Source organism: Streptomyces sp. NPDC050546 (assembly GCF_044457425.1).
Classification (GTDB): domain Bacteria; phylum Actinomycetota; class Actinomycetes; order Streptomycetales; family Streptomycetaceae; genus Streptomyces.
Genome location: NZ_JBITGX010000009.1, coordinates 227,507 through 247,554 on the forward strand (window position 1 = coordinate 227,507; position 20,048 = coordinate 247,554).

Consider the following 20,048-nt stretch of genomic DNA (forward strand, 5'->3'; position numbering starts at 1 on the left):
GACCACGGGAGAGATCGTGAGAGAGGGAGACGGACGCATGCCGGGCAGGCGGGACGAAGTACTGGACGCGGCCATCGCGGTGCTGGCCGAAGGCGGCCTGCGGCGCCTCACCTACCAGGCGGTCGACACCGCCGCAGGCGTGCCGGCGGGCACGACGTCCAACCACTTCCGCAGCCGGGACAGCCTGGTCAGCGGCGTCGTCACCCACCTCGAGTCACTGGACCGCCAGGACTGGGAACGCACCGCGGGCGAACCGGCCGCAGAGGACCCCGAGGCCTTCGTCGAGGCCCTGACCCACATGGTCCGCCACACCCTCGGCCCGGGCCGCCACCGCACCGCCGCGCGTTACGCACTCATCCTCGAGGGCCTCGCCCGCCCCGACGTCCGCGAGCCACTGAGCCGCGCACAGGATTCCTTGATCAACTGGGTGTCCCAGTGGCTCGCGGCCCTGGGCTCCCCCGCCCCGCGAGAACACTGCCGCGTCCTGTTCGACTACCTCGACGGCATGATCTTCCATCAGGTGGCCCTGCCCCAGGACCACTTCGATCCGGAGCCGGGCATCCGCCTGGTACTGAGCGCGCTGCTTCACCGCTAGGACTCCACCAAGGCGCACTCGCAAGGCCGTGCGCCCATCGATCGTGTCTTCATATGTCCCGACTCGTTCAAGCTGCGGGGGAGAGGCTCAGGACTCTGCCCAGCCATACGAGACAAAGGGCAGAACATGATCAACGAAACGGCTCTGCTGGAATCGCAGACCCTGCGCGGCAGCGTGCTGGACCACACGGACGTACTCGACCGGGTCAGGGCACTGTCGCTACTGCCGGACGGGATGCATGTGACGACGGCGATGGTGGCGGCGTACTTCGACGTCGGCCTCGAAGCCATCAAGTCACTCGTCAAGGACCATCGAGCCGAGCTGGAAGCCAACGGCTACCGCCTGCTGACCGGCGAAGAACTGAGGTCCTTCAAGAACCTCAGTGGAATCCAGTCCCGCACCCGCTCCCTCGCCCTCTTCTCCCGCCGAGCCGTCCTCAACATCGCCATGCTGCTCCGGGACAGCGAAGTCGCACGTCAGGTGCGTGTGTATCTCCTCGACACGGAGTACCTGGCACGTACACAGCCTGTGGAAAACTCTGCCCCGGCCGACACCGCCTCCCTCGACGACCGCATCGACCAGCGCATCACCCACATCCTGGGCACAACCGTCGTCCCCATGTTCAACGCCCTCATCGAAACCTCAGGCGAACACCGGCGAGAGCTCATCGCCCTCCGGGCAGGCGTACAGCGCATCGAGAAGCGGCTCCGACAGCACAACGCCCGGCTGCAGCGGCTGGAAGGCCCACGAGAAGACCGCCCCCTCGCCGGAGTCATGGCCGCAATGGACGCCATGAACGGGCGCGAGTTCGAGGAACACGTCGCCGGGCTGCTACGCCGCGACGGCTGCACCAACGTTGTGGTTCAAGGCGGCGGAAGGGACCGGGGCATCGACATCACCGCGCTCACGGCCGACGGGCGGCGCATCGTCGTCCAGTGCAAGAGGTTCGCGCCCCACCTCTCCATCACCAGCCCCGACGTCCAGAAGTTCATCGGAGCTGCCAAGGTCCTGCACGACTCCGATGTGGCCCTGTTCGTGGCGACCTGCCCCTTCACCCGCGACGCCCTCAACATCGCGGCCGAGAGCGGTATCACCGCCGTACATCGCGGGCTGCTGGAGGAGTGGAGCGCCGGGGCGACACCAAGCGTCCTGGAGTAGTCACCGGACGGCGGACAGGAGGCCCGAAGCCGCAAAACAAGGTTGCGGCTTCGGGCCTCCGTCATGCCAACGACCGACCGCCCACAAAGGGACCGGTCAGTCAGCCCAGTTCCTTCGGCGGAGTCCGGTCCGCGTCCACCTTCTCGACCCGTTCCAGCTCACCCCACACGACGAAGCGGTACGTGCTCGTGTACACCGGCGTGCAGGTCGTCAGGGTGATGTAGTGGCCCGGCTTGGTCTTCCCCGATTCCTTCGGGACCTTGGACAGGACCTTGACGTTGTACTTCGAGGTCTCGGGAAGGATGTCGTAGACCTTGTAGACGTACCACTTGTCCTTCGTCTCGAAGACGATCGGGTCACCCTTCCTGATCTTGTCGATGTTGTGGAACCGGGCGCCGTGGCCGTCGCGATGGGCCGCGAGGGAGAAGTTGCCGTTCTTGCCCGACATCGGCAGGGCCGACTTGACGGGGTCGGTGTAGTAGCCGGCGACACCGTCGTTGAGGATCTTGTTCGACGTGCCCTTCTCGACCAGGACCTCGCCGTTCTTCATCGCGGGCACGTGCAGGAAGCCGATGCCGTTCTTGGTGTCCAGCACGCCCGGGCCGCCCCGGCCGTGGGCCCAGTCGTCACGGACCTTGTCGGCCTGCTTGCCGGCCGCGCGGTCGGCGACGACGTTCGTCCACCACAACGAGTAGGCGACGAAAAGACCGAGGACCAGGCCCGCGGTGATGAGGAGTTCCCCGAAGACACTGACCGCTATGGCGATCGGGCCGGGCCGGCGGCGTGCCGCTGCCGGCCGTGACGCGGGCGCGCCGATGTGCTCTTCGTGGTCCGTGTCGGTGGTCGCTGCCACTGGTCATCTGCCCTTAACTGACGAGCGCATCCGGCTTGCCCTTGCTGCGCGGCCGTTCCTCGACCATCTTGCCCCAGACGATCATCCGGTACTTGCTGGTGAACTCCGGCGTGCACGTGGTCAGCGTGATGTAACGGCCGGGCCCGGTGAAGCCCGACCCGGTGGGGACGGGCTTCAGGACGCTCGTGTTGCTCGGCGGGGTCACCGGCAGGATCGACGCCATCTTGTAGACGAAGTACTCGTCCTGCGTCTCCACGACGATCGGATCACCCGGCGTGAGCTTGTTGATGTACCGGAACGGTTCTCCATGGGTGTTGCGGTGACCCGCGAGCCCGAAGTTGCCGCTCTTGTCGCCCGGCATCGCGGTCTTCAGCGCACCGTCCGCGTAGTGCCCGACCATGCCCCGGTCCAGGACGCCCTTGTTGCTGGTGCCCTCGGCGATCGGCACGACCACGTCCAGTTTCGGGATGTGCAGGATGGCGAAGCCCTGCCCCGGCTCGAAGGCCCCCGGCTTGCGCTTGCCGCTCGCCCAGTCGTCCTGGAGGCTGCTGGCCTCGCTGCCGGCCTGCGCATGCGCCCGCACGTTCGTCCACCACAGCTGATAGGTGACGAACAGCAGCATCAGCACGCCGGTCGTGATGAACACCTCACCGATCGCCCGGCTGGCGACGACCGCCGCACCCGGCTTGCGCGCCTTCGCCTGCCGCCGCGCCTCGACCCGTGACAGCGGCGCCCGCCGCCCCTCGCGAGCCGGGCCCTCCTGAGCCTGGTCCTCCTGAGCCGAGCGGGTGTCCGGAGCGCCGCCATGGCGCCCGTGACGGCGCTTGGCGGCCTTTCTGCGGGCCGCCCGGCCGCCGTGGGCCGGTCCGGCCTGCCGCGGGGCGGAGGAGCCCGGAGAGCCCGCTGTGGAGCCACCGGCCGCCGCCGGCGGCGGATCCGGTATCCGCAGCGCCACCGTCTCCTCGTCGACCGGAGGCAGATACGGCTCCTCGGGGAGCGGCTCGTACGCCGCCGCGTACGGATCCGGCTCGGGCTCCGGCACATACGGCTCTGACATGTACGGCTGTGGCTGCGGGTTCTGCTGCGGCTCCGGCTGCGGGGAGGCGCCGTACGCCCCCGAGCCCGACCAGTCCTCGAACGCGCCCTGCGCCCCGTACGACTGCTGCCCGTACGAGGTGTCGGACTCGCGCTCGGGGCGCAGCGCCGTCACGCCGTGGCCCTGCCCACCACCGGGGCGAGCCCGGCCGACCTCGCCACCGCGCCCTGGTCGCCGCACTCCACCAGCCAGTTGGCCAGCATCCGGTGCCCGTGCTCGGTCAGCACCGACTCGGGGTGGAACTGCACGCCCTCAACCGGCAGTTCGCGGTGCCTCAGGCCCATGACTATGCCGTCGTGGGTCCGGGCCGTGACCTCCAGCTCGGCGGGGACCGTGGCGGGCTCGGCGGCCAGCGAGTGGTAGCGCGTCGCCGTGAAGGGCGAGGGCAGACCCGCGAAGACGCCCTTGCCCGCGTGCTCCACCGGCGAGGTCTTGCCGTGCAGCAGCTCGGGCGCGCGGTCCACGACACCGCCGTACGCCACCTGCATCGACTGCATGCCAAGGCAGACCCCGAAGACCGGGACGCCCGTGGCGGCGCAGTGCCGGACCATGTCGACGCAGACGCCCGCATGCTCCGGAGTGCCGGGGCCCGGGGAGAGCAGGACACCGTCGAAGCCGTCCTGGGCGTGGGCCGTCGACACCTCGTCGTTGCGCAGGACCTCACACTCGGCGCCCAGCTGGTACAGGTACTGGACCAGGTTGAAGACGAAGCTGTCGTAGTTGTCGACTACGAGGATGCGCGCGCTCACTGGTTGTCCACCGTCACATCGTTGAAGGGCAGCAGCGGTTCCGCCCACGGGAAGACGAACTGGAAGAGGACGTAGACCACGGCCACGACCAGGGCGAGTGAGATCAGCGCCTTCACCCACGTGTTCCCCGGCAGATGCCGCCAGACCCAGCCGTACATGCCGTCCCTTCCGTCGTACCACGGCACCAGACCCACGCCGTACAGCCACCAGACTAACGGCGCAACGCCTCGGGTTTCCCGGCCTCCACAGGCTGGGTGGAGTCCAGGTGCGCCCAGACGATCAGACGATGACTGTGCCCCCATTCCGGTTCGCACGTCGTCAGCGTCAGATACCGGCCCGGACGCGTGTACCCGGAAGTACGTGGAACAGGGTCGATCACCTCGATGTCCGAGGGCACTGTTTTGTACGGGCCTTTGTCGATCCGATACGTGAACCATGTCGTGCCGTCGGTCAGCACCACCGCATCGCCGCGCCGCAGCCTGGGAAAGTCCTTGAAGGGATCACCGTAGGTGCGGCGATGGCCGGCGACCGCGAAGTTCCCCTTCTGCCCCAGCTGGGCGGTGTCCGCGTAGTGCCCGAGCCCCTTCTTCAGGGTGCCGGTCGCGGTGCCCTCGAGCACCGGCTTGTTCCACGTGAAACCAAGACGCGGGATGTGCATGATCGCGAAGGGCTTGCCCGCGGCGTAGGGGCCGGGCCTGGAAGGCCCTGTGGCGGAGCCGGTCGCCGGACGGGGATTCGACCACTCCTTCTGGAGCAGGTCGATCTGGTCGTCCATGACATGGTCGGCCTTCACGCCGGTCCAGAACAGCACATAGACGACGAACAGCACGATCACGGTGCCGACGGTGACGCACAGTTCGCTGACGGTCCTGACGATCACGCGCACCGGCAGCTCCCCCGGCCTGGCTACTCCTCCACGGGCTTCGCGTAGTGCAGATCCACTGTGCCCGAGTAGCCGGGAAGAGTCACCGGCCCGCTCTCCTCGACTTTCCAGCCGAGCCCGTAGACATTGACGTAGACCATGTAGTTCTGGATCGCCGGGGACGCCGCGAGCGCCCTCTGCAGCTTGCCCGGGTCGCCCACCGCGGTGATCTTGTACGGCGGTGAGTAGACGCGGCCCTGGAGGATCAGGGTGTTGCCCACACAGCGCACCGCGCTGGTGGAGATCAGCCGCTGGTCCATGACCTTGATGCCCTTGGCCCCGCCCTGCCACAGCGCGTTCACCACGGCCTGGAGGTCCTGCTGGTGGATGACCAGGAAGTCGGGCTGCGGCTCGGGATAGCCGGGGAGCTTGGCGGTGGCGTCCGGCGGGGCGTCATTGAGGGTGACCGTCAGCGAGTCGCCCTTGAGCCTCTGGGTGCCCGCGCGCTGCTCCAGAGCGGAGAGCTTGAGGTCCTCCGCCCTGGAACTGCCGTCGTCCCGCTCGGCGAGCGCCTCTATGTCGTTGCGCAGGGCCCCGTTGGTCTCGTCCAGCTCGCCGTTCTCACGGCTGCGTTCATGGATGAGGTCGGACAGCTTCAGCAGGGAGCTGTCCGTACGGATGTTGGTGCCCTTGGCGGTGTTGAAGCTGGTGAAGAAGATGAGCCCCGCGAGCGCGAAGACGGCCGCCGTGAGAATACGCACGGGCCGGAAGCGGCGCGCGCGCTCAGGGGTGGATCCCGTCCCGGGGGAGTCGGCAGAATTGCTCAACGTACCCTTATCTCCTTCGGCGCCACGGAAGCACTACGCTAACGGACGACCGGGGGAGCACTCAGAGTCCCCTTACGCTGCCCCGAGCCAGACCCAGATCCCTGCGCGGCCACGCAGCGCATCGACAGGAGAGACCCTCGTGCCGAAGTCACGTATCCGCAAGAAGGCCGACTACACGCCGCCGCCGGCGAAGCAGGCAACGGCCATCAAGCTGACCAACCGTTCCTGGGTCGCGCCCGTCATGCTGGCCATGTTCCTCGTGGGCCTGGCCTGGATCGTCGTCTTCTACGTCACCGACGGCTCGCTGCCCATCGACTCGCTGGGCAACTGGAACATCGTGGTGGGCTTCGGCTTCATCGCCGCCGGATTCGGTGTCTCCACGCAGTGGAAGTAGCGGTCACCTGACGGTGAACGCAGCTCTGCCCAGGGCTGTTCGCTGAGTTATCCACAGCGGTTATCCACAGGTGGAAAAGAAAGACGATCTGTGGATAACTCGTTGAGTGTTGACGCCGGTACGACGGAAGTACCGCAGCTCGAAAACTTGTTCGCCCCCTGCCTGACCTGCGGAAACGCAGGTCGGTGACAGGGGGCACATGTGTTCCCGCACCGTGTGCACAAGACTCGACACCCGCTGTGGACAACATCACGTCCAGCATCACGCTCAACTGAGCTGGGCCGTCCTCAGGAGGGTCAGCAGGACTACCACACCGAGGACCAGCGCACAGGTGCCGTACTGGACCAGCGCGCGGTGCGCACGGGGGGCGTGGACCATGGCGTATCCGACGACGACACCGGCGACGAGGCCGCCGATATGGGCCTGCCAGGAGATGTTGAAGCCCGGGCTGAAGGTGAAGATCAGGTTGATCACCAGCAGCGCGATGATCGGCCGCATGTCGTAGTTGAGCCGGCGCATCAGCACGGCCGTGGCGCCGAAGAGGCCGAAGATCGCGCCGGAGGCGCCCAGCGTGGCCGTGTTCGGAGAAGCCAGCAGATAGGCCAGGGCACTGCCCGCGAGGCCCGAGACAAGGTAGAGCGCGAGGTAGCGGACCCGGCCGAGGGCCGCTTCGAGCGGGCCGCCGAGCCACCACAGGCTGAGCATGTTGAACGCGATGTGCCAGATCTCCTGGTGCGTGAACATCGAGGTCACCATGCGGTACCACTCGCCTCCCGCCACGCCCTGGGTGGGCGTGAAGGGCGCCGGCGGCCAGGCGCCGAGCAGGACGATGTCGGTGAGGATCGACTCGCGCACCTGGACGGCGATGAACACCGCCAGGTTGATACCGATGAGGATCTTGGTCAGCAGGCGGGGGTCTGAGGTGATCGCACCGCCCGCGATCGTCCGGGGCATGGCGGCCGTGGGCGCGTGACCTGTGCCGGAGCCGGTGCGGACGCACTCGGGGCACTGGAATCCGACGGAGGCGTTGACCATGCACTCGGGGCAGATCGGACGCTCGCAGCGGGTGCAGCGGATGCCGGTCTCGCGGCCCGGGTGGCGGTAGCACATGGGGACGCTGTGGGCGTCCTGCGGGCTGCCCGCAGCCTGGTCGTCCATGAGATCCCCTATGTCGTGGAAGCCGTGGGTCTGTGGTGGAAGCCGTGACTCGTGAGAGCCGTGGTGGAAAAGCCGTGCTGGGAAGCCGTGCTGGGAAAAGCCCCGCCCCGCCCATCCTTACGGACGAGCGGGGCGATTGGTTCCCCTGTGGGGGCCTTCGTGCTCAGCGCGTCTCGATGACGACCGACTCGATGACCACGTCGTTGAGCGGGCGGTCGGTGCGCGGGTTCGTCTGGATCGTGGCGATGGTGTCCACGACCTTCTGGCTCGCCGCGTCGGTGACCTCGCCGAAGATGGTGTGCTTGCGGTTCAGCCACGCCGTCGGGGAGACGGTGACGAAGAACTGCGAGCCGTTGGTGCCCGGGCCGGCGTTGGCCATCGCCAGCAGGTAGGGCTTGTCGAAGCGCAGGTCCGGGTGGAACTCGTCCTCGAACTGGTAGCCGGGACCGCCGGTGCCGTTGCCCAGCGGGTCACCGCCCTGGATCATGAAGCCACTGATCACCCGGTGGAAGACCGTACCGTCGTAGAGCCTGTCCGTGGACTTCTTCCCGGTCTCGGGGTGAGTCCACTCCCGCTCGCCCTGGGCGAGCTCGACGAAGTTCTTGACCGTCTTGGGGGCGTGGTTCGGCAGAAGCCGGACTTCGATGTCGCCGTGGTTGGTCTTCAGGGTGGCGTAGAGCTGCTCAGCCACGATCCTGCCTTCCGTTGTCTTTCCGTGACCCCCTGATCCTCGCACGGACGACGCTCCGCGTCGCCTGACCTCCGTTCGCCCGGGGGAACGGGGGCCGATCGGTTGCGGAAATCCAGTCGAGTAGTCCCGGGGCGGGCGCGCGCGGCGGCGATCCGTGGCATTGTCGACGACAAGCTCCCGTTGCCCCCGATTCATCCGCTATTGCACGTGATCGGCTCTCGACCTGAGAGGGCCGGCGCCGTTTCCCGTGACCCGGATGCCCGCCCGCGCATGCCTGGCGGCGCACCCGGAGGCATGATCCGTAAAAGGGTGGAAAGTCGAAATACCGTACGCCACCGAGGAGGAGGAACCCGTGACCCGCATCGACAGCGTGCGCGCCGCGACCGGTTCGGCGAAGGACAGCGTGCTGCACGCCGCGGAAGTGGTGGCGCCCTACGCCGACACGGCCAAGGACAGGGCTACGCACTACGCACACGAGGCACGCGTACGGCTGGCGCCCAAGGTGACCCAGGCAGCCGGACAGGCACGCGTTCAGTACGGCGCCCATGTGCAGCCGTATCTGGAGCAGGCCCGTACGCATGTGCCGCCGAAGGTCGACCAGGCCGCCCAGGAAGCCGCCGTCCGCACCCGCAAGGCCGCACGGCAGGCGGCGGACTACTCCCGGCCGAGGCTTGAGCAGGCGATGGCCGCGGCCGGTCCCGTCACGACCGAGGCCGCCGCCCGGAGTGTGGCCGCGCTGGCCGCGCTGCGCGGTCAGGTCTCGTCGAAGGAGATCCAGAAGCTGGTCCGCAAGCAGGAACGGCGGGCGAGGGCCGGCCGTGCCGTGAAGACGCTGGCGATTCTGGGCGCCCTCGCCGGTGGTGCCTTCGCCGCCTGGAAGTGGTGGGACAAGCAGGCCAACCCGGACTGGCTGGTGGAGCCGCCCGCCGCGACCGAGGTTCCCGAGTCGGGCCGGCTGTCCTCCGTGGACGGCACCGGCCAGTCGGTCCTGGACCCGGAGGTCGAGGCCAAGCAGGCAGAGGAAGAGGCCGCTCAGCGCGACGACCGTTCCTGACGGCCGCCGGGGCAACAGCACGGCGGGGCGGGAGACTCGAGGTCCGGCTTTGAGAGCCGGCCGTGAGGGTCTCCCGCCCCGCCGTGCTGTTTCACGTGAAACAAGCTCGAGCTCAGCTCTTGCGCACCTTCCACACCACTTCCGCCGGCCACTTCTCCGCCCAGTTCCGGTCCAGGGCTTCCTTGAAGTAGGTGGCGCCGCCGGCCGGGGCGAGGGGTTCCACCAGTCGTTCGATGGAGAATCCGCAGTCCCGGAACATGTCGATCCACTGGGCGTAGGTGGAGTGGAAGACCACCACATCGCCGCCGTACTTCATCCGGGCGTCGCCGTAGCGGTTCGAGAGCCGCTCGCCGACCGTGCCGCTCTGGTTGTCGAAGCACATCTGCAGGAGCGGGGAGTAGGTGCACAGGCCGAGGATGCCGCCGGGGCGGAGCACACGGTGGGCTTCCTGGAGCAGGCGCTGCGGCGGGGAGAAGTCGAACGCGCCGTGGTCGCAGAAGGCCGCGTCGAAGACCCCTGAACGGAACGGCAGGCGCTCCGCGGCGGCTTGGACGAAGCCTGCGGCTCCTTCGCCGAGGGCGCGCGAGAGCTGGCCGGAGGAGAGTTCGACTCCGTAGGCCTCGTATCCGGCGCGGGCGAACCCGGTGGTGTCGTGTCCGATGCCGCAGCCGAGGTCGATGATCCGGGAGCCGGCCGGGAGGTCATCGGTGAAGATCTTGAGGTCGCTCTCCGGAAGGTGCCAGATCCCCCAGGAGGGGTGTCTGCCGGCGTCGAAGTGCTCGGGGTGGGCATCGTGGTAGAGCTCGCTGTTGGAGTCCCAGTACTGCTCGTTGACCTTGAGGTAGTTGATCTTCGCCATCGCTTGTCCTCAGTCTTGCGGGGGTTCGCACACCGACAGGTCGGCCCAGCCGGACGGCGGGCTGACGTAGTTCTTCACGCGCAGCCGGGCGGCCGACCTGAGCCGTCCGACCAGGCAGACTTCGCCGGTCGCGCTCAGCAGCTGTTCGGCCTGGGCGCAGTGGCCGAGCCGGTCCTGGAGGTCGTCCGCCGCGAGAGCCCGGTGCACGATGTCCTTGAACGCGGATTCGGGCCCTCCGGGAAGCTGGGCCGCTGGGCGGCGGGTGAAGGGGAGAAGGAGGGCGACCGGGTCGGGCCAGGGGGAGGCCATCAGCACGAGGCGGAAGTCTTCGCGGTGCGTGGTGTGGAGCTCGGTGAGATAGGCCCGGTAGTCGATGGCCTCGGGCCGGAGGGTGAGTCCGGTGTGCTCGCCGATCTGGTCGGCGAGGAGGTGCGCCGCCTCACGGTTCGGTGAGAAGTCCGGGAAGACCAGACGGGCGGGGGTGCGCCCGGCTGCCGGGAACAGTTCGTGTGCCGCACGGGCCGGTTCGGTGGGTGGTCGGTGGGGGCCCCACAGTCCGGTCAACGAATCCAGTGGGCTGAGGGCGCCGTGCAGCCCCCGGGACAGATCCCGGCGGTCGACGGCGGCGGCGACGGCCTGCTTCTGTTCGGCGGCCATGCCGCTCGGCGGCAGGAGGGCGACGGCGATGTCGAGGTCGTCGACCTGGAGGTCCGGGTAGTCGGCGCGATGGGCCCACCGGGCCACGGGGAACGTCGTCGGGCAGGTGATGTCGACGGCTCTTCGGTCGTAGAGGCCCTGCCCGTGCTCGGCGCCGGAGGACAGGACGTAGGTGACGTCGGGCCAGGCGCCGGTTGCCCGCAGGCGGATTTCACCGGAGGGGCCGTCGGCCAGGGTGTAGGCGCCGCTGGTGACGGCCGGGTCGCTGTGCCGGGGGCCGAAGACGGGGTTGGCCAGGAGCCCGGGCAGATTGCCGACGGGGTGGCGGGTGGTCAGCAGCAGCCGGTCGGGGTCGAGGGGCTGGATCCGCTCGATGAGCGACACGAGCCAGGCGAAGGGGCCGGCCTGCCTGGCGACCGCCGCGATGTGCCGGGCGATGTCGCGAGCGTGGATCGGCCGGCCGTCGGACCATCGCGCACCGGGCCGCACGGCGAAGTCCCAGCGTTTCTCGTCCAGGCGCAGCGCGTTGTGCAGCAGGCCCGGCCTCAGGGTGCGGTCGGGGCCTTCCAGGAACAGCGGGCGGGCGAGTTGACGGGTGATCGTCAGGCCGGTCCAGTCGTCGGCCGCGCCGTAGAGGCCCGACGGAATCAGGTCCGTTTCCACACGGATCGGCTTGGACATGCCGCTTCCCCTTTGGCGCGATACTGCTGCGTTTTTGGCGCGAACCGTATCGCTAGGGCGAGGTACAGCCGCTCAAAGCCTTCACCACAGCATGCCGAGCGCCCGCTTATTATGCCTGGGCGATGATATGACCGGTTTCGAAGTCGATGATTTTTCGTACGTCGTATTCGACGAGTTCGGTGATGCCCGCGAGGTGATGAATGATCGCAGCGGCCATCCAGGCGCCGATGATGGTGTTGTTGGGCCCGAAGGAATAGCGTGTGCTCCGGAGATTTCCGGCATCATTGTCCGGCATGATGCCGGCGCGCACCGGAAAAGAGAGCCGCTCGGGAGTCACGGTGGATATCCCCGGGGCGAAGAGCGGCCCGTAGAAGCCCTTCTGCATGCCCACACCGCCGAATATGGACGGCATGTTCCGATCCCAGGCCGATTCGGCCACCGCATCGGAGATACTGCCGATCGGCTGGTCGATGCAGACAGCGATGACATCGACGTCCGCATGCGCTTCCAGGACTTCGCCGACTTCCGCCGGCGATCCGACGAACCGGTCGACGAGCCAGATGTCGGCGTCCGGCACTCGGTCACGGATATAGGTGCGGGCCGCTTCCAGTTTGTGTTCGCCCACGGCTGCCCTGGGGAAGGTGAACTGGCGGTTCAGGTTGTTCAGCTGCACCTTGTCGGCATCGACCAGGACGAAGCGCCTGACGCCGGCTCCGATGAGGTGCTGGAGGATCACGCTGCCGGTGCCGCCGACGCCCATGACCATGACCTTGGCACCGCAGATGCGGCGTTGTGCCTCGTCAGGGCGGTGTGTGTGCAGGGCCAGATGCCCCCACTGCCGGGCATGGACGCTGTCGTCGCCCGCGGGCCCCGAGGGCGACTCGATGAGAAGACCGCGCTTCCGCAAGGCCCTGACGAGGCCCGCGCATTCGGGGTCACTGCGCGTCAGCGCTTCGAGGGCTGCGTTTTCACAGCCGCCTTCGAGAGACTCCAGCAGCCGGCTGACGGTGCCCTTGCCATCATCGAGGACGTATTTCTTCTTCTCGCCCTGGAACGTCACCGTGCCCTCGGCCGATTCCAGTTGCCAGGCCGGGTTCAGCCATACACGCATAGCGCGCGAACACATCCTCGAGGCCGGAAGCGGATATCACTCAGGGATGCACTGAGCGGAAGTGCGACCCCGTTTTACCGGGGCCGCACTCCCGCTCACACTGTCAACAGCGGTGGACCATCACCTGAGCGGCGTCGGCCACGTCCATCTCCTCGATGAAGAAGATGTCATCCTGCTCCTGCGAGGCAACCTGAATTGCGGACTCAGCAACGTTCTCGTTCACTGTCGCTCCTCATGTGCAGCGGAACCGAATTGCTCTGACGTCAGGAAGCTTCACCATTCGGACAGGTGGTTGTCAACCGTCTCTCATCAGGATTTATTTTTCAACGCAAAGCATGCTCAATGCCTGCAACACGGACATTTCTCGCCCTTGTGTTCGCGGATCCGGCCAGGCAGGATCCGTGAAACGCGTGAACGCCTTTGACGCCGCGCTACAGGGGGATTGATGCGGGGGATTGATGCGGGGGGATTGAAGTGCCACCGAGCAGGGGTAGTGGACCCTTTGGGCCGACCACCTAAAACCGGAGCGTTAAATTCCGCGCCGCACTCAGCGCATCTTCCAAAGCGAGAGAACGAAGCTCAGAATCATGGGATTCCTTGAATTCAACAGTGTCCGCTGCAATCTCGCCGACGGGCGGACACTGTTCGAAGACGTCAGCTTCTCCGTGGGGGCCGGGGAGGTCGCGGCGCTGATCGGCCACAACGGCGCGGGGAAGAGCACCCTGGTCAACGTCGCGGGGAAGCGGCTCAAGCCTCGCGCGGGCACCGTCCACGTCCAGGGCGGCCTGGCGATGATGCCGCAGTTCATCGGTTCGGTGCGTGACGACTCGACCGTGCGCGATCTGCTGCTGGCCGCCGCCCCCGAGCGGATCGCCGAGGCCGCGGCGGACATCGACGCCCTCGAACTCGAGCTGATGGAACGCGACGACGAGGCCACGCAGATGCGGTACGCCGAGGCGCTGAGCACCTGGGGCGAGGCCGGCGGCTACGAGATCGAAGTGCTGTGGGACGTGGTGACCACCGCGGCGCTCGGCATGCCCTTCGACCGAGCCCGCTTCCGCGACGTCAACACCCTCTCCGGCGGCGAGCAGAAACGCCTCGTACTGGAGGCACTGCTGCGCGGGCGCGAGCAGGTGCTCATCCTCGACGAGCCGGACAACTACCTGGACGTCCCGGGCAAGCGGTGGCTGGAAGAGCAGCTGCGTACCACCGACAAGGCCGTGCTGCTGGTCAGCCACGACCGGGCCCTGCTGGGCAACGTCGCCACCAAGGTCGTCGCTCTCGAAGGCCGCGGCACCTGGGTGCACGGCGGTTCCTTCACCGGCTGGAAGGAAGCCCGCCAGGCCCGGCGCGACCGGCTGGCCGAGCTGCACCGCCGGTGGGACGAGGAGCACGAACGGCTCAAGGACCTGGTGCACACCCTCGGCGAGCAGGCGAAGATCAGCGCCGCCATGGCGCCCCGCTACCGCGCCGCCCAGACCCGGCTGCGCAAGTACGAGGAGGCAGGCCGGCCGCCCGAGCTGCCCCGGGAGCAGCGCGTGGTCCCCCGGCTGACGGGAGGCCGTACCGGAACCCGCGTCATCACCTGTGAGCAGCTGGAACTGACCGGGCTCATGAAACCGTTCGACCTGGAGATCTACCTGGGAGACCGGGTCGCGGTGCTGGGGTCGAACGGCTCCGGCAAGAGCCATCTGCTGAAGCTGCTGGCCGGCCTCGACGTGGACCACTCCGGCTCCTGGCGGCTGGGCGCCCGGGTCGTGCCCGGCTTCTTCACCCAGACCCACCAGCACCCGGAATGGGTGGGCAGGACGCTCGTGGAGATCATGGGCCGCGGTGAGGGCATCCGCGAGGGCCTGGACCGCGGGGCCGCCGCGGGCATGCTCTCCCGGTACGAGCTGGCGGCCGCGGCGGACCAGCGCTTCGAGACGCTGTCCGGAGGACAGCAGGCCCGGTTCCAGATCCTGCTCCTGGAACTCGGCGGCGCGACGCTGCTCCTGCTCGACGAACCCACGGACAACCTCGACCTGGTCTCGGCCGAGGCGCTGCAACAGGCCATCGAGGAGTTCAACGGCACGGTCGTGGTGGTCACCCACGACCGCTGGCTCGCGAGCTCCTTCAACCGCTACCTCCTCTTCCGCTCCGACGGCGAGGTGGTGCAGACGCAGGAACCGGTGTGGGACGAGAACCGGGTGACCAGGGTCCGCTGATCCCTTGGCGTGGCCCCCTACCGACCGAAGGAGAGGCAAGATGCAGGACTCGGCGCAGACCGCTTCCGTCATGGACCACATGAGCAGGGACGCCGCGATCGCCTTCCACGGCAAGACGATCGGCATGCTGACCGCGGCCCCCGTGGCGGAAGCACTCGGCCGGCTGCGGCCGGGCAGCGACGCTCCGGCCACCAGCCTGCCCCTGATGCCTGCGGACATGACAGACCCCCTCGTCTCCGAGCTGGCCGCCTTGCCGACCTGGGCCACGGAGCACTGGCTGCTCACCCCGGATGACAACGTGAAGCCGTGCGGCGAGGAGGAGTTCACCGAGGCTCCTCCGGAGCGCCGCTTCTCGCGCAGCGGCTGTCTGCGCGACATCCCCCGGGACGCCCTGGGCATCCGCGCCTTCATCTCCGCGCTCAAGAGCACCGACGTGGCCGACGCGTTCTCCGAGGCCTTCGGCGAGCGGGTGTCCTTCCGCTCGGCCGACATCGCCAAGTACGAGGCCGGCCACTATCTGCGCCGCCACTCCGACACCTTCGACGACCGGCGCTTCGGCCTCGTCTTCTTCCTCTCCCCCGGGTGGGCCGCGGGCGACGGCGGTGAACTCGTGGTGGAGGCTCCCAGCGGCGCCGCCCTGGCCACGCAGCCCGAGCAGGGGCGCGTGGCCCTTCTGCGGATCAACCCCGGATACCACCACAGCGTGTGCGCGATCCGCTCGCGGTCCTGGGTGCGCTACTCCATCGCCGTACACTTCGGCACGGCCAAGTAGCGGCCGCTCACGGACGACGGCCCGCCCAACGAGCCTCCGGCGGCCGGTTGTTGATCCCCGCACGGCTCTGTCCGCCACAGGCGGTGCCGTGCGGCGAAGTCCGCCACCGTTCTCATCAGATCTACCGGCGTGCCGCCAGGAGTCCTACGTGCTCAAAGACCGCGGTTTCAGAAACCTGTGGACTGCCCAGACCGTGTCCCTGTTCGGTACCCAGGCCAGCGTGGTCATCATCCCGCTGCTCGCCCTGGGAACCCTCGACGCCTCCGCGTTCGAGATGGGCCTGCTCGGCAGTGCCGAGTCGCTGGCCGTACTGCTCCTCGGGCTGTGGGTGGGCATGACCGCCGACCGCTATCCGCGCAGGTCGGTCATGGTGACGGCGAACATCCTGCGCCTGCTGCTGATCGGGATGATCCCGGTGGCCTACGCGCTGGACCTGCTGAGCATCCCCCTGCTCTTCACGACCGTCTTCCTGGTCGGCGCCCTCACCCTCCTGTACGACTCCGCGCTCTCCTCGCACATGGTGCTGACCTTCGACCGCCGCCAACTCCCCAAGATCAACTCGTATATGGAGGGCAGCACCGCGGTCAGCGAGGTCGCGGGACCCGGCCTGGGAGGCCTCCTGGTCCAGGCCCTGGGCGCGCCCCTGGCCCTGGTCGCCGATGTCTGCAGCTATGTCGCGAGCACGGTGCTGCTGCTCGGGTCCGGGGGCGGCAGCAAGAAGAGCGAGGAGTCCAAAGGGCTCGAGGACGCGGAGCAGGAGAACCCGGAGCAGGAGCAGGAGTCTGAGCAGGAGTCCGTCAAGGGCGCCCTGACCGGCTTCACCTGGGCCTTCTCCCACCCCGTACTGCGACCGGTGATCGTCTCCGCGGCCCACTTCAACTTCTTCACCGCGATGTTCTTCGCCGTCTACACCTTCTATGTCGTCAAGGAGTTGGGCTTCAGCCCCCTCCTCGTCGGCCTCGCGAGCGCGGCCGGAGGGCTCGGCGGCGTACTGTCCGCGACCGCCGCCTCCTCGTTCATGAGCAAGGTGCGGACCCGGCTGCTCTACGTCCTGTCCCTGGTCGTGCCCACCGTGGGCGCCTTCCTCGTCCCCGGCTCCGAACTGCTGGACTCCTCCCTCCTGCGGTTCCTCGCCGTGGCCGCCGGGATGTTCCTGTGGAGCTTCGCCATCGTCGTGAACCTGGTCATGAGCGAGACGATCAAGCAGATGGTGACGCCGACGCACATGATCGGCCAGGTCACCTCCGCGATGCGGTTCACGACGCTGGGCTTCGAACCCGTCGGCGCGATCGTGGGCGGCACCGTCTCCCAGTTCCTCAGCCCCACCACGGCCCTGGTCATCGCGTCCTGCGGCCTCGCGACCTCCATCGCCTGGGTCGTCCTCAACCGCCACCTCGGCACCTACGACGTGAACGAGGCCGAACCCGTGAGCACCGTCTGACGCGCTGCGCCGAGCGGAACGAGAAAGACCCCTCTGACCGCGTTTCCGCAGATCAGAGAGGTCCGATCACGTGGAGCCTAGGGGAGTCGAACCCCTGACATCTGCCATGCAAAGACAGCGCTCTACCAACTGAGCTAAGGCCCCGGAAGGGGACATCCGCCCGGACGAAGCATGTCCCGGCGGGCGTCGGAGACCAGAGTACCGGGTCACCCCCGTGATTCCGCAAAAGGATTGGGGGTCCCCGTCGCCGACCACTCTCCGTAAGATGCTCGGCGTGGTTCGCTACCGCGAACCGCCGTACATGGGGAAGCGATGGGGAGACGCAATGGACGCCGCACAGCAGGAAGCCACCGCAAGAGCGCGGGAACTGCAGCGGAACTGGTACGGGGAGCCGTTGGGGGCGCTCTTCCGTAGGCTCATCGACGATCTTGGTCTCAACCAGGCTCGTCTCGCGGGGGTTCTGGGACTGTCCGCACCGATGCTGTCGCAGCTGATGAGCGGGCAGCGGGCGAAGATCGGCAACCCGGCCGTCGTGCAGCGCGTGCAGCTGCTGCAGGACCTGGCGGGGCAGGTCGCGGACGGCAGCGTGAGCGCGGCCGAGGCCACTGAGCGCATGGAGGAGATCAAGAAGTCACAGGGGGGCTCGGTGCTGAGCAACACCACACAGACGACGACCAGTTCGGGAGCGCCCACGGTCAAGCGCGTGGTCCGGGAGATCCAGTCGCTGCTGCGCTCGGTCGCGGCGGCGGGCGACATCATCGAGGCCGCGGAGACCCTCGCCCCGACCCACCCGGAACTGGCAGAGTTCCTCCGGGTGTACGGGGCCGGCCGCACCTCGGACGCGGTCGCGCACTACCAGTCCCACCAGAGCTGATCACACCGCCCGGCAGCCGAAGGGGGTTCGGCGGCCGGACGGAGTGATCTGACGGTGGACGGACGCTGACCGGCGTCACGGGGGACGGACGCTGACCGGCGTCACGGGGGACGGACGCTGACCGGCGTCACGGGGGACGGACGCTGACCGGCGTCACGGGGGACAGCGCACGGCACGGGCGGACACACGGGGGCGTGTCACGCACGGGGGACCAGCCGGCGAGAGCGGGTTCTCCCGCTCAACGGGGGATTCGTAGCGCAACGGGGGAGTCGCATCACCCATCGAGGAGTCGCAGCGCTCGTCGAGGGGGAAGCAAGGGGGGAAGCCGCAGGGGGAGGAGCGACGTACAGCCATGGGTGAGGTCTTCGCCGGCCGGTACGAACTGGTCGACCCGATCGGGCGCGGAGGGGTCGGTGCCGTCTGGCGCGCCTGGGACCACCGCCGCCGTCGCTACGTGGCCGCCAAGGTCCTGCTCCAGAGCGACGCGCACTCACTGCTGCGCTTCGTACGCGAACAGGCCCTGCGGATCGACCACCCCCATGTGCTCGCCCCCTCCAGCTGGGCAGCCGACGACGACAAGGTCCTGTTCACCATGGACCTGGTGGCCGGCGGTTCCCTGGTCCATCTCGTCGGGGACTACGGTCCCCTCCCGCCGGCCTTCGTCTGCACCCTGCTCGACCAGCTGCTGGCGGGGCTGGCCGCGGTGCACGCGGAGGACGTCGTACACCGTGACGTCAAACCCGCCAACGTACTGCTGGAGGCCACCGGCACCGGCCGGCCGCGACTGCGGCTGTCCGACTTCGGCATCGCGATGCGGCTGGGCGAGCCACGCCTGACGGAGACCAATCTCGTCGTGGGAACGCCCGGCTATCTCGCGCCCGAGCAGCTGATGGGCGCCGAACCCGACTTCCCCGCCGACCTGTTCGCCGCAGGACTGGTCGCGCTGTATCTGCTGGAGGGGGCCAAGCCGGACAGCAAGGCGCTCATCCAGTACTTCGCCGAGCACGGGACGCCCGGTGCGCCCAAGGGCATTCCGGAACCGCTGTGGCAGGTGGTGGCGACGCTGCTTCAGCCGGACCCGCAGGCACGGTTCCGTACGGCCACCGGGGCGCGCAAGGCGCTGGCCGCCGCCGCGGAGCTCCTCCCGGAGCCCGGCCCGGACGACGAGCTGATCGAGATCTTCGACCAACTCGGCCCGCTTCCTCCGGGGTTCGCCCCCGAGGGCCCGCTGGAGAGAGCGCGGGGGCTGGGCCGGAGGGAAGAGCGGCCCGGCCCGGGGACGGACGAGGCACCGTCACAGCGGGCCGCCCACGCTCCGACAGGAACGGACTCCTGGCAGCGCGCCGAAGCCGCGGGCCACAGCGACGGCGACGACTACGGTGACGACTACGGCGATCCCTGGCCCCCGGGCCCCGAGGCCGTACGGCCCGGCCCGCCCGGCCCCCGCCACGACACCGACCCGTCAGCCGCCCCGGCCACCCCCGCTCAGCCTCGGCCGAACTCCATGTCGGACACCGGCAGCTTCCATCTGCCGCCCCCGCAGAGCACCGGCACCTCCTCCCCCACGCCCGGCGGCCGGCCCCACGACGCACAGGCGCAGTCCGCGCACCAGCCGGAGCCCCCCGAGCCATCCGTCTCCCCCTACGACCCCACGCACCGGCTGCACGCCTCGCACACCCCTCATGCCTCGCACGCCTCGCAGCCGCTCCCACCGGCGTACTCCAGCCACCCGGGCCACCTCGGTCAGCCCCTGCCCCCCGCGGCGCACCACCGCACCGACACCTCCACGGCCTCGTACACCGCCCAGACCCCGCACGAGACCCCGCACCAGGCCCCGCAGGCCCCACCGCCCGCCCGGGCGGCCTCACGGCATCGCGCGGAACGGCCACGCCGCCGCCCCGGCCCTCCGGCGAAGGTGGCGGTCCCGCTCCTGCTTCTCGCCCTGGCCTGCTACGCCGTCGGCTTCTGGGCCCTGGCCCGCATCTGAACCGCGCGGGCATCAGTCCCGC

General features: G+C 68.6%; 20 protein-coding genes and 1 tRNA gene. 9 read left to right on the forward strand and 12 right to left on the reverse strand.

The genetic code is table 11. From position 1 onward, the window contains the following. Nucleotides 1-37: 37 nt before the first annotated feature. Nucleotides 38-595 carry a TetR/AcrR family transcriptional regulator gene (locus tag ACIBK5_RS23555; protein WP_399022104.1) on the forward strand — a complete coding sequence of 186 codons (558 nt, stop codon included), beginning with the start codon at nucleotides 38-40 and terminating at the stop codon, nucleotides 593-595. Nucleotides 596-721: 126 nt separating this feature from the next. Further along, nucleotides 722-1,753: a restriction endonuclease gene (locus ACIBK5_RS23560; protein ID WP_399022106.1), complete on the forward strand. Its 1,032-nt coding sequence runs from the start codon at nucleotides 722-724 to the stop codon at nucleotides 1,751-1,753. Between the two features lie 100 nt (nucleotides 1,754-1,853). Here ACIBK5_RS23560 and ACIBK5_RS23565 read toward each other — a convergent pair whose 3' ends face one another. The 6 genes from ACIBK5_RS23565 to ACIBK5_RS23590 are packed head-to-tail and all read right to left on the reverse strand — an operon-like array spanning nucleotide 1,854 to nucleotide 6,140. Further along, nucleotides 1,854-2,606 (reverse strand): class E sortase, encoded by a 753-nt coding sequence (locus tag ACIBK5_RS23565; RefSeq protein ID WP_399022108.1) that lies wholly within the window; start codon nucleotides 2,604-2,606, stop codon nucleotides 1,854-1,856. 13 nt (nucleotides 2,607-2,619) lie between these two features. Further along, the gene (locus tag ACIBK5_RS23570) at nucleotides 2,620-3,816 is read right to left on the reverse strand and encodes a class E sortase (protein WP_399022109.1); all 1,197 of its coding nucleotides are present in this window, start codon (nucleotides 3,814-3,816) and stop codon (nucleotides 2,620-2,622) included. Continuing rightward, nucleotides 3,813-4,451 (reverse strand): aminodeoxychorismate/anthranilate synthase component II, encoded by a 639-nt coding sequence (locus ACIBK5_RS23575; protein ID WP_399022111.1) that lies wholly within the window; start codon nucleotides 4,449-4,451, stop codon nucleotides 3,813-3,815. The genes ACIBK5_RS23570 and ACIBK5_RS23575 overlap by 4 nt, the downstream gene beginning before the upstream one ends. Further along, nucleotides 4,448-4,645, reverse strand: coding sequence for a hypothetical protein (locus tag ACIBK5_RS23580; RefSeq protein ID WP_189727378.1), 198 nt, complete (start codon nucleotides 4,643-4,645; stop codon nucleotides 4,448-4,450). Before ACIBK5_RS23580 ends, ACIBK5_RS23575 begins: the two co-directional genes overlap by 4 nt. 17 nt (nucleotides 4,646-4,662) lie before the next feature. After that, nucleotides 4,663-5,337, reverse strand: coding sequence for a class E sortase (locus ACIBK5_RS23585; RefSeq protein ID WP_399022113.1), 675 nt, complete (start codon nucleotides 5,335-5,337; stop codon nucleotides 4,663-4,665). A gap of 20 nt (nucleotides 5,338-5,357) precedes the next feature. Then, a complete protein-coding gene (locus ACIBK5_RS23590; protein WP_399022115.1) occupies nucleotides 5,358-6,140 on the reverse strand; it encodes a DUF881 domain-containing protein in 783 nt (260 codons plus the stop codon). A gap of 139 nt (nucleotides 6,141-6,279) precedes the next feature. Between ACIBK5_RS23590 and crgA the strand changes: the two genes are divergently transcribed. Continuing rightward, complete coding sequence (gene crgA / locus ACIBK5_RS23595) at nucleotides 6,280-6,534, forward strand: cell division protein CrgA (RefSeq protein ID WP_399022117.1); 255 nt, start codon at nucleotides 6,280-6,282, stop codon at nucleotides 6,532-6,534. A gap of 267 nt (nucleotides 6,535-6,801) precedes the next feature. Here the strand turns inward: crgA and ACIBK5_RS23600 are convergent, their stop codons facing one another. Together ACIBK5_RS23600 and ACIBK5_RS23605 are read right to left on the reverse strand one after the other, a co-directional pair. Next, on the reverse strand, nucleotides 6,802-7,692 hold the full coding sequence (locus ACIBK5_RS23600) for a rhomboid family intramembrane serine protease (protein WP_399022119.1): 891 nt from the start codon (nucleotides 7,690-7,692) through the stop codon (nucleotides 6,802-6,804). A gap of 163 nt (nucleotides 7,693-7,855) precedes the next feature. Further along, the gene (locus tag ACIBK5_RS23605; protein ID WP_215120285.1) at nucleotides 7,856-8,383 is read right to left on the reverse strand and encodes a peptidylprolyl isomerase; all 528 of its coding nucleotides are present in this window, start codon (nucleotides 8,381-8,383) and stop codon (nucleotides 7,856-7,858) included. Nucleotides 8,384-8,735: 352 nt separating this feature from the next. On the opposite strand from ACIBK5_RS23605, the gene ACIBK5_RS23610 reads away from it, so the two are divergent. Further along, nucleotides 8,736-9,437 (forward strand): DUF5324 family protein, encoded by a 702-nt coding sequence (locus ACIBK5_RS23610; protein WP_399022121.1) that lies wholly within the window; start codon nucleotides 8,736-8,738, stop codon nucleotides 9,435-9,437. A 112-nt stretch (nucleotides 9,438-9,549) separates the two neighbouring features. Here ACIBK5_RS23610 and ACIBK5_RS23615 read toward each other — a convergent pair whose 3' ends face one another. From ACIBK5_RS23615 to ACIBK5_RS23625, 3 genes are all read right to left on the reverse strand, one after another. Further along, nucleotides 9,550-10,296 (reverse strand): class I SAM-dependent methyltransferase, encoded by a 747-nt coding sequence (locus ACIBK5_RS23615; protein WP_399022123.1) that lies wholly within the window; start codon nucleotides 10,294-10,296, stop codon nucleotides 9,550-9,552. A 9-nt stretch (nucleotides 10,297-10,305) separates the two neighbouring features. Beyond that, nucleotides 10,306-11,634, reverse strand: a complete 1,329-nt coding sequence (locus ACIBK5_RS23620) for an ABC transporter substrate-binding protein (protein WP_399022125.1) — start codon at nucleotides 11,632-11,634, stop codon at nucleotides 10,306-10,308. A gap of 109 nt (nucleotides 11,635-11,743) precedes the next feature. Continuing rightward, nucleotides 11,744-12,745 (reverse strand): HesA/MoeB/ThiF family protein, encoded by a 1,002-nt coding sequence (locus ACIBK5_RS23625; protein WP_399022127.1) that lies wholly within the window; start codon nucleotides 12,743-12,745, stop codon nucleotides 11,744-11,746. Between the two features lie 587 nt (nucleotides 12,746-13,332). Here ACIBK5_RS23625 and ACIBK5_RS23630 point away from each other — a divergent pair. The 3 genes from ACIBK5_RS23630 to ACIBK5_RS23640 all read left to right on the forward strand — a co-directional run bounded on the left by ACIBK5_RS23630 (nucleotide 13,333) and on the right by ACIBK5_RS23640 (nucleotide 17,165). Beyond that, a complete protein-coding gene (locus tag ACIBK5_RS23630; RefSeq protein WP_399022129.1) occupies nucleotides 13,333-14,952 on the forward strand; it encodes an ABC-F family ATP-binding cassette domain-containing protein in 1,620 nt (539 codons plus the stop codon). Nucleotides 14,953-14,992: 40 nt separating this feature from the next. After that, a complete protein-coding gene (locus ACIBK5_RS23635; protein ID WP_399022131.1) occupies nucleotides 14,993-15,724 on the forward strand; it encodes a 2OG-Fe(II) oxygenase in 732 nt (243 codons plus the stop codon). 148 nt (nucleotides 15,725-15,872) lie between these two features. Next, nucleotides 15,873-17,165 carry an MFS transporter gene (locus ACIBK5_RS23640; protein WP_399022133.1) on the forward strand — a complete coding sequence of 431 codons (1,293 nt, stop codon included), beginning with the start codon at nucleotides 15,873-15,875 and terminating at the stop codon, nucleotides 17,163-17,165. A gap of 71 nt (nucleotides 17,166-17,236) precedes the next feature. Here the strand turns inward: ACIBK5_RS23640 and ACIBK5_RS23645 are convergent. Continuing rightward, a tRNA-Ala gene (locus ACIBK5_RS23645) sits at nucleotides 17,237-17,309 on the reverse strand. 181 nt (nucleotides 17,310-17,490) lie between these two features. Between ACIBK5_RS23645 and ACIBK5_RS23650 the strand changes: the two genes are divergently transcribed. Next, on the forward strand, nucleotides 17,491-18,039 hold the full coding sequence (locus ACIBK5_RS23650) for a DNA-binding protein (protein WP_189727172.1): 549 nt from the start codon (nucleotides 17,491-17,493) through the stop codon (nucleotides 18,037-18,039). A gap of 352 nt (nucleotides 18,040-18,391) precedes the next feature. Further along, a complete protein-coding gene (locus tag ACIBK5_RS23655) occupies nucleotides 18,392-20,026 on the forward strand; it encodes a protein kinase (RefSeq protein WP_399022135.1) in 1,635 nt (544 codons plus the stop codon). The last annotated feature ends 22 nt before the right edge of the window (nucleotides 20,027-20,048 follow it).

Excerpts from the sequence above, each read along its gene's own strand:
- ACIBK5_RS23555 (WP_399022104.1), top strand. The coding sequence starts at position 38 with ATGCCGGGCAGGCGGGACGAAGTACTGGACGCGGCCATCGCGGTGCTG.
- ACIBK5_RS23560 (WP_399022106.1), top strand. The coding sequence starts at position 722 with ATGATCAACGAAACGGCTCTGCTGGAATCGCAGACCCTGCGCGGCAGC.
- ACIBK5_RS23600 (WP_399022119.1), bottom strand. The coding sequence starts at position 7,692 with ATGGACGACCAGGCTGCGGGCAGCCCGCAGGACGCCCACAGCGTCCCC.
- ACIBK5_RS23615 (WP_399022123.1), bottom strand. The coding sequence starts at position 10,296 with ATGGCGAAGATCAACTACCTCAAGGTCAACGAGCAGTACTGGGACTCC.
- ACIBK5_RS23620 (WP_399022125.1), bottom strand. The coding sequence starts at position 11,634 with ATGTCCAAGCCGATCCGTGTGGAAACGGACCTGATTCCGTCGGGCCTC.
- ACIBK5_RS23625 (WP_399022127.1), bottom strand. The coding sequence starts at position 12,745 with ATGCGTGTATGGCTGAACCCGGCCTGGCAACTGGAATCGGCCGAGGGC.
- ACIBK5_RS23630 (WP_399022129.1), top strand. The coding sequence starts at position 13,333 with ATGGGATTCCTTGAATTCAACAGTGTCCGCTGCAATCTCGCCGACGGG.
- ACIBK5_RS23635 (WP_399022131.1), top strand. The coding sequence starts at position 14,993 with ATGCAGGACTCGGCGCAGACCGCTTCCGTCATGGACCACATGAGCAGG.
- ACIBK5_RS23650 (WP_189727172.1), top strand. The coding sequence starts at position 17,491 with ATGGACGCCGCACAGCAGGAAGCCACCGCAAGAGCGCGGGAACTGCAG.
- ACIBK5_RS23655 (WP_399022135.1), top strand. The coding sequence starts at position 18,392 with ATGGGTGAGGTCTTCGCCGGCCGGTACGAACTGGTCGACCCGATCGGG.